General features: G+C 43.4%; 5 protein-coding genes. All 5 read left to right on the top strand.

From position 1 onward, the window contains the following. Window positions 1-4: 4 nt before the first annotated feature. Window positions 5-4177, top strand: a complete 4173-nt coding sequence (gene rpoC / locus AAEZ22_RS08090) for a DNA-directed RNA polymerase subunit beta' (protein WP_352296788.1) — start codon at window positions 5-7, stop codon at window positions 4175-4177. Window positions 4178-4370: 193 nt separating this feature from the next. After that, entirely contained in the window at window positions 4371-4745 is a 375-nt protein-coding gene (rpsL, locus tag AAEZ22_RS08095; RefSeq protein WP_008165517.1) for a 30S ribosomal protein S12, read from the top strand. Window positions 4746-4843: 98 nt separating this feature from the next. After that, window positions 4844-5314: a 30S ribosomal protein S7 gene (gene rpsG, locus AAEZ22_RS08100; protein ID WP_011326942.1), complete on the top strand. Its 471-nt coding sequence runs from the start codon at window positions 4844-4846 to the stop codon at window positions 5312-5314. A gap of 27 nt (window positions 5315-5341) precedes the next feature. After that, window positions 5342-7456 carry an elongation factor G gene (gene fusA, locus AAEZ22_RS08105; protein WP_011326943.1) on the top strand — a complete coding sequence of 705 codons (2115 nt, stop codon included), beginning with the start codon at window positions 5342-5344 and terminating at the stop codon, window positions 7454-7456. A gap of 62 nt (window positions 7457-7518) precedes the next feature. Further along, window positions 7519-8141: GTP-binding protein (locus AAEZ22_RS08110; RefSeq protein ID WP_352296791.1), on the top strand; the 623-nt coding region annotated here is incomplete at its 3' end.

Genomic DNA, 8141 nt, shown 5'->3' on the forward strand with positions numbered 1-8141 from the left:
TAAGGTGAAAGACTTACTTAAGTTTCTGAAGCAACAAAATAAGACCGAAGAATTCGATGCAATTCGCATTGGTCTTGCTTCACCAGACATGGTTCGTTCGTGGTCATACGGTGAAGTAAAGAAACCTGAGACTATTAACTACCGTACTTTCAAGCCTGAGCGCGATGGCTTATTCTGTGCCCGTATTTTCGGCCCAGTGAAAGATTATGAATGCTTATGTGGTAAATATAAGCGTCTTAAACACCGCGGTGTGATCTGTGAGAAGTGTGGCGTTGAAGTTACACTCACTAAAGTGCGACGCGATCGTATGGGTCATATTGACCTTGCGAGCCCAGTTGCGCATATTTGGTTTTTAAAATCATTACCGTCACGTATCGGCTTAATGCTAGATATGACGCTTCGTGATATTGAACGTGTTCTTTACTTCGAATCATTCGTAGTAACTGAGCCTGGTATGACAACGCTTGAGCGTGGTCAGCTATTAGGTGAAGAAGAATACTTAGATGCACTTGAAGAGCATGGTGATGAATTTGAAGCTAAGATGGGTGCTGAAGCAGTTTTAGACTTGCTTCGTGAACTCGATCTTGCACAATTAATTGCTGAAATGCGTGAAGAGTTACCAACAATTAACTCTGAAACTAAGCGTAAAAAAATCACCAAACGTCTTAAGTTAATGGAATCGTTCCACCAATCAGGTAACAACCCTGAGTGGATGATCATGACAGTACTTCCAGTATTGCCACCTGATCTACGCCCATTAGTACCACTAGACGGTGGTCGTTTTGCGACGTCTGATCTAAATGACCTTTACCGTCGTGTTATTAACCGTAATAACCGTCTTAAGCGCCTATTAGATTTAGCAGCACCAGATATTATCGTACGCAACGAAAAACGTATGTTACAAGAAGCGGTAGATGCGCTACTTGATAACGGTCGTCGTGGTCGTGCAATTACAGGTTCTAACAAACGTCCTCTTAAATCTCTTGCCGATATGATCAAGGGTAAGCAAGGTCGTTTCCGTCAGAACTTACTTGGTAAGCGTGTGGATTATTCAGGCCGTTCTGTAATTACAGTGGGTCCTACACTTAAGCTTCACCAATGTGGTCTTCCTAAGAAGATGGCACTTGAGCTATTCAAACCATTCATCTATGGCAAATTAGAGCGTCGCGGCATGGCTACGACAATCAAAGCTGCGAAGAAGATGGTTGAACGTGAAATGCCGGAAGTATGGGATGTGCTTGACGAAGTAATTCGTGAACATCCAGTATTACTTAACCGTGCACCAACACTTCACCGTTTGGGTATCCAAGCGTTTGAACCTGTGCTTATCGAAGGTAAAGCGATTCATTTGCATCCATTAGTATGTGCGGCCTACAACGCCGATTTCGATGGTGACCAAATGGCGGTACACGTACCGCTAACAATTGAAGCGCAGCTTGAAGCTCGTGCCTTAATGATGTCTACAAACAACATTCTATCTCCTGCGAATGGTGAGCCAATCATCGTTCCTTCACAGGATGTTGTATTGGGTCTTTATTACATGACTCGTGACCGTATTAACGCTAAAGGCGAAGGCGCGATATTTAAAGATCCAAAAGAAGCAGAAAAAGCATACCGTAGTGGCAATGCAGACCTTCACGCAATTGTGAAAGTACGTATTAGTCAATCAGTTAAAAACGAAAATGGTGTAGTAGAAGATACTATCACTGTTATTGATACAACTGTTGGTCGTGCAATTCTGTCGCTAATTTTACCAAAAGGCATGCCGTATGAGTCAATCAATCAGCCGCTAGGTAAAAAGCAGATTTCTGGCTTAATTAATGAGTGTTACCGTCGTCTTGGTCTTAAAGACACCGTTATGTTTGCTGACCAAATTATGTACACCGGTTTCCATTATGCAATGAAGTCAGGTGTTTCAATCGGTATTGATGACTTAGTTATCCCACCGGTTAAAGCGCAGATCATTGAATCAGCTGAAGCTGAAGTTACTGAAATCAACCAACAATTCCAATCAGGTCTTGTAACGGCTGGTGAAAAGTACAATAAAGTTATCGATATTTGGTCACGTGTAAATGAAAACTTATCACGTGAGATGATGTCTAACTTGTCGAAAGACACAGTTATTAATGCACAAGGTGAAGAAGTAGAGCAAGCGTCATTTAACTCAGTGTTTATGATGGCCGACTCAGGTGCTCGTGGTAGTGCTGCTCAGATCCGTCAGTTGGCGGGTATGCGTGGTCTAATGGCACGTCCAGATGGTTCAATCATCGAGACGCCAATCACAGCTAACTTCCGTGAAGGTCTAAACGTACTTCAGTACTTCATCTCAACGCATGGTGCGCGTAAAGGTCTTGCCGATACAGCACTTAAAACAGCTAACTCGGGTTACCTAACGCGTCGTCTAGTAGACGTTGCACAAGATTTGGTAATCAATGAAGACGACTGTGGCACAGAAGATGGCTTAACAATGAAACCGCTTATTGAAGGTGGTGATGTTGTAGAAGCGCTTCGTGAACGTGTACTAGGTCGTGTTGTTGCTGAAGATATTGTTATTCCTGGTACTAATACAGTACTAGTTGAGCGTAACATTATGCTTGACGAAAAACTGTGTGACCTTTTAGAAGAGCACTCAGTAGATGAAGTTCGCGTACGTTCTGTTATCACGTGTGATAATGACTTTGGTGTTTGTGCTAACTGTTACGGTCGTGACCTAGCACGTGGCCATATCATCAACGCAGGTGAATCAGTAGGTGTTATCGCGGCACAATCAATTGGTGAGCCAGGTACACAGTTAACGATGCGTACATTCCACATCGGTGGTGCGGCATCTAGAGCGTCTGCTGAGAATAATGTACAAGTTAAAACTAACGGTACATTAAAGCTTCACAACGCTAAGTACGTATTAAATACAGACGGTAAGATTGCTATTATTTCGCGTTCTACGGAAATTACTATCATTGATAGTTATGGCCGTGAAAAAGAGCGTTATAAAGTACCTTACGGTGCAGTATTAACAGTACAAGACAATGCAGAAGTTCAAGGTAACGACATCGTTGCTACTTGGGACCCGCATAGTCACCCAATCGTACTTGAGCATAAGTCAAAAGTATCGTTCAGCGATATCGATGACTCGAATACTGAAACACAGACAGATGAACTAACCGGTTTAACCCGTATAGTTGTTAAAGATCTTTCTAAAGCGAATGCGAAAGAACCTAAGCTTATCATTGAAAGTGAAGAGCGCGGCTTACAAGAAACACGTCTACCTTCATTCACTACGATTGAAGTAGTTGACGGCACGACAGTAAACCCTGGTGACGTATTAGCACGTATTCCGCAAGAAGGTTCGAAAACTCGTGATATCACGGGTGGTCTACCACGCGTAGCCGATTTATTCGAAGCTCGTAAACCGAAAGAACCAGCTATTTTAGCTGAAGTTACCGGTACAATTAGCTTTGGTAAAGAGACTAAAGGTAAGAAGCGTTTAGTTATTACACCAGATGAAGGTGATCATTACGAAGAGATGATCCCTAAATGGCGTCAACTTAACGTGTTTGAAGGTGAACGAGTGTCTAAAGGTGAAGTTATCGCCGATGGACCAGAATCACCGCATGACATCTTACGCTTACGTGGTGTGACTCATGTTGCTAACTACATTGTTAACGAAGTGCAAGAGGTTTACCGTTTGCAAGGCGTTAAGATCAATGACAAGCACATTGAAACTATTATTCGTCAAATGTTACGTAAATGTACCATTATGCACGGTGGTGATACTGACTTCTTAGCCGGTGAGCAAATTGAAGTGGCACGCGTTAATATCGCAAACCGCGACCTTGAAGCTCAAGGTAAGATCCCAGCTAAGTTTGAAATCCAGTTAATGGGTATCACAAAAGCATCACTAGCAACAGAATCTTTCATCTCTGCAGCCTCTTTCCAAGAGACAACACGTGTTTTAACCGACGCAGCAGTGAATGGTAAGAGCGATGAGTTACGCGGTCTGAAAGAAAACGTAATAGTGGGTCGTTTGATCCCAGCCGGTACCGGCTTTTCGTATCATCAAGAACGTATGGCTCGCCGTAAACAAAGCAAAGTAGTAGAAGAGCAGACTGTAAGTGCAGAAGAGGCAACTCAAGCGCTAACTGATGCTTTAAATGCGGATTTATCTGGAAATCAATAAACTAAACCAAATCAATAGATTAGGTTTTCGCAAGGTAGATATCTTCTACCTTGCGAGCGGTTTAGGTTGACAGGTCAATCTTTGCTCATTAAAATTCCGCCACCCATTTACCTGTGCGTTTAAAACAAACTTGTAAAAACGGGCGGATTTTTTTATTTTTTCAGTAGTAATTCTAATTTCAGGAGCTATTTAAATGGCAACTATTAACCAGCTAGTGCGTAAGCCACGCCGTAGCAAGGTTACGAAAAGTAACTCAGCTGCGCTTAAAGCGTGTCCGCAAAAGCGCGGTGTATGTACTCGCGTATATACAACTACACCTAAGAAACCAAACTCGGCGTTACGTAAAGTAGCTCGTGTACGTTTAACTAACGGTTTCGAAGTAACTTCATACATTGGTGGTGAAGGTCATAACCTTCAAGAGCACAGTGTAATCCTAATCCGTGGTGGTCGTGTTAAAGATTTACCAGGTGTGCGTTTTCACACCGTTCGTGGTGCACTTGACTGTGCAGGCGTTAGCGATCGTCGCCAAGCTCGTTCTAAATACGGTACTAAACGCCCTAAAGGCTAATAGTTCTCCGTTAGTAAGGCCAAGCACTAAATATTTTTAATTATTGTTTTGGGTTATTGACTCGATAAGAGCAAACCTGAATAAACCGGAGATACAAAATGCCTAGAAGACGCGTAATAGGTCAACGTAAAATTCTTCCAGATCCTAAGTTCGGATCGGAGCTTCTTGCGAAATTCGTAAACATCGTAATGTTAGATGGCAAGAAATCTACTGCTGAAAAAATCGTTTATGGTGCGCTAAATGTGGCTGCTGAGAAATCAGGCAAGTCGCACCTAGAAATCTTTGAAACGGCACTTGATAATATCCGCCCACAGGTAGAAGTTAAATCTCGCCGTGTTGGTGGTTCAACTTACCAAGTACCAGTTGAAGTACGTCCAGTTCGTCGTAACGCATTAGGTATGCGTTGGTTAGTAGACGCTGCTCGTAAGCGTGGCGAAAAATCTATGGGCTTACGTTTAGCTCAAGAAATCGTTGACGCTGCTGACAACAAAGGCACTGCGGTTAAGAAACGTGAAGACGTTCACCGTATGGCTGAAGCGAATAAAGCATTCGCTCATTACCGTTGGTAATCTGCCCTTAACCTTTAAGAGGATTTTATGGCACGTACAACTCCACTTGAGCGCTATCGTAATATCGGTATTTGTGCTCACGTAGATGCAGGCAAAACCACCACAACAGAACGTATTCTGTTTTACACGGGTCTTTCTCATAAGATCGGTGAAACGCATGATGGTGCTGCAACTATGGACTGGATGGAGCAGGAACAAGAGCGTGGTATCACAATCACTTCTGCTGCAACTACGTGTTTCTGGAAAGGGATGGACGCTCAATTTGACGCTCATCGTATCAATATTATTGATACTCCAGGACACGTTGATTTCACTATCGAAGTAGAGCGTTCTTTACGCGTATTAGATGGTGCGGTAGTTGTTCTTTGTGCTTCATCTGGTGTACAGCCGCAAACTGAGACAGTTTGGCGTCAAGCGAACAAATACGAAGTTCCAAGAATGATCTTCGTAAACAAAATGGATCGCACAGGCGCTGACTTCTTTGCAGTTGTTGACCAGGTGAAATCTCGTCTTGGAGCAACGCCTGTTCCAATTCAGTTGCCAATAGGCGCTGAAGACGGCTTTAAAGGTGTTATTGACCTAATCAAGATGAAAGCTATTAACTGGAACGAAGCGGACCAGGGAATGACTTTCACTTATGAGGCAATACCGGCAGAACTTCAGGAATTAGCCGATGAATGGCGCTCTCATTTAGTTGAAAGTGCTGCAGAAGCTACTGAAGAACTAATGGATAAATACTTAGAGGGTGAAGAGTTAAGTGAAGCCGAAATAAAAGAAGCTTTACGCCAACGTACATTAGCAAACGACATTGTTCCTATGACGTGTGGTAGCGCATTTAAAAACAAAGGTGTTCAAGCGGTGCTTGATTGCGTTGTTGAATACATGCCTGCCCCAACGCAAGTGAAACAAATTCAAGGTATCCTAGAAGATGGTACCGAAGAAGAGCGTCCTGCTGATGATAAAGCGCCGTTTGCTGCACTTGCATTTAAAATTGCAACGGACCCGTTTGTTGGCACCTTAACTTTTTTCCGTGTTTACTCTGGTACAGTTAAACAGGGTGACGCGGTATACAACCCAGTTAAAAGTAAGCGTGAGCGTCTTGGTCGTATCGTACAGATGCATTCAAACTCACGTGAAGAGATCAAAGAAGTCTTCGCAGGCGACATCGCGGCGGCTATTGGTCTCAAAGACGTAACAACAGGTGAAACACTGTGTGATCCGAAATCCATTATTACGCTTGAGCGTATGGAATTTCCTGAACCAGTAATCTCTGTTGCGGTTGAGCCTCGCACAATCGCTGACCAAGATAAGATGGGGATCGCGCTGGGTAAACTAGCGGCTGAAGATCCATCTTTTCGTGTACAAACCGACGAAGAATCGGGTCAGATTATAATATCTGGCATGGGTGAACTTCACCTCGATATCCTCGTCGAACGTATGAAACGTGAATTCAGTGTTGAATGTAACGTTGGTAAGCCGCAGGTTGCATACCGAGAAGCTATCCGTTCAACTGTTAAGGTTGAAGGTAAGTTTATACGTCAATCAGGTGGTCGTGGTCAATATGGTCACGTCTGGCTTAAACTTGAACCGATGGATATTACGGATGACGAAGCACCAATTTACGAGTTCGTTAACGAAACTGTAGGTGGTTCTATTCCCAAAGAATACGTCCCTGCGGTAGACAAAGGCATCCAAGAGCAAATGTCTCAAGGTGTGCTGGCAGGCTACCCATTACTTGGCGTTAAAGCGACTTTATATGATGGTTCATTCCATGATGTAGACTCGAATGAAATGGCATTTAAAATAGCAGGTTCATTGGCAATGAAGCAAGGCGCGCTGCAAGCGAGCCCGGTACTTTTAGAGCCAGTAATGAAGGTTGAAGTACTCACTCCTGAAGCAAACATGGGTGATGTAGTTGGTGACTTAAACCGTCGCCGCGGCATGATCGAAGGCATGGAAGATGCATTAGGTGGACTGAAGCAAATTAATGCACAGGTTCCCCTTTCTGAAATGTTTGGTTATGCTACTGACTTACGATCTGCAACACAGGGTCGTGCTTCATACTCTATGGAGTTTTTGAAGTACGCCGAAGCATCGAAACATGTTGCAGAGACAATAATTTCAGCTCGCGCTGTAATATGATTTTTAGCTTGTTTAACTCAATAGTGAGTTAGACTTTAATTTCTTTATAGGAATTTTTTAAGATGGCAAAAGCAAAGTTTGAACGCGTAAAACCGCATGTAAACGTAGGTACAATCGGCCACGTTGACCACGGTAAAACTACACTAACTGCAGCAATCACTAACGTACTTGCAAAAGTATACGGCGGTGTTGCTAAAGATTTCGCATCAATCGATAACGCTCCAGAAGAGCGCGAACGTGGTATCACTATTTCAACGTCTCACGTTGAATACGATACACCTACACGTCACTACGCACACGTAGATTGTCCTGGTCACGCCGATTATGTTAAAAACATGATCACTGGTGCTGCTCAAATGGATGGCGCTATCTTAGTAGTTGCTGCGACTGATGGCCCTATGCCACAAACGCGTGAGCACATCCTACTTTCTCGCCAAGTTGGCGTTCCTTACATCATCGTGTTCATGAACAAATGTGACATGGTTGATGACGAAGAGCTACTTGAGCTAGTAGAAATGGAAGTTCGTGAACTTCTTTCAGAATACGATTTCCCAGGTGATGACTTACCACTAATTCAAGGTTCAGCACTTAAAGCGCTTGAAGGCGAGAAAGAGTGGGAAGATAAGATTGTTGAGCTTGCAAACGCACTTGATTCTTACATTCCAGAGCCAGAGCGTGACATCGA

The sequence above is a fragment of the Pseudoalteromonas sp. 20-MNA-CIBAN-0454 genome (assembly GCF_040308685.1).
Lineage (GTDB): Bacteria > Pseudomonadota > Gammaproteobacteria > Enterobacterales > Alteromonadaceae > Pseudoalteromonas > Pseudoalteromonas nigrifaciens.

What these genes read in the sequence shown, in the direction of transcription:
- rpsL (WP_008165517.1), top strand. Translation starts at nt 4,371, where the DNA reads ATGGCAACTATTAACCAGCTAGTGCGTAAGCCACGCCGTAGCAAGGTT.
- rpsG (WP_011326942.1), top strand. Translation starts at nt 4,844, where the DNA reads ATGCCTAGAAGACGCGTAATAGGTCAACGTAAAATTCTTCCAGATCCT.
- fusA (WP_011326943.1), top strand. Translation starts at nt 5,342, where the DNA reads ATGGCACGTACAACTCCACTTGAGCGCTATCGTAATATCGGTATTTGT.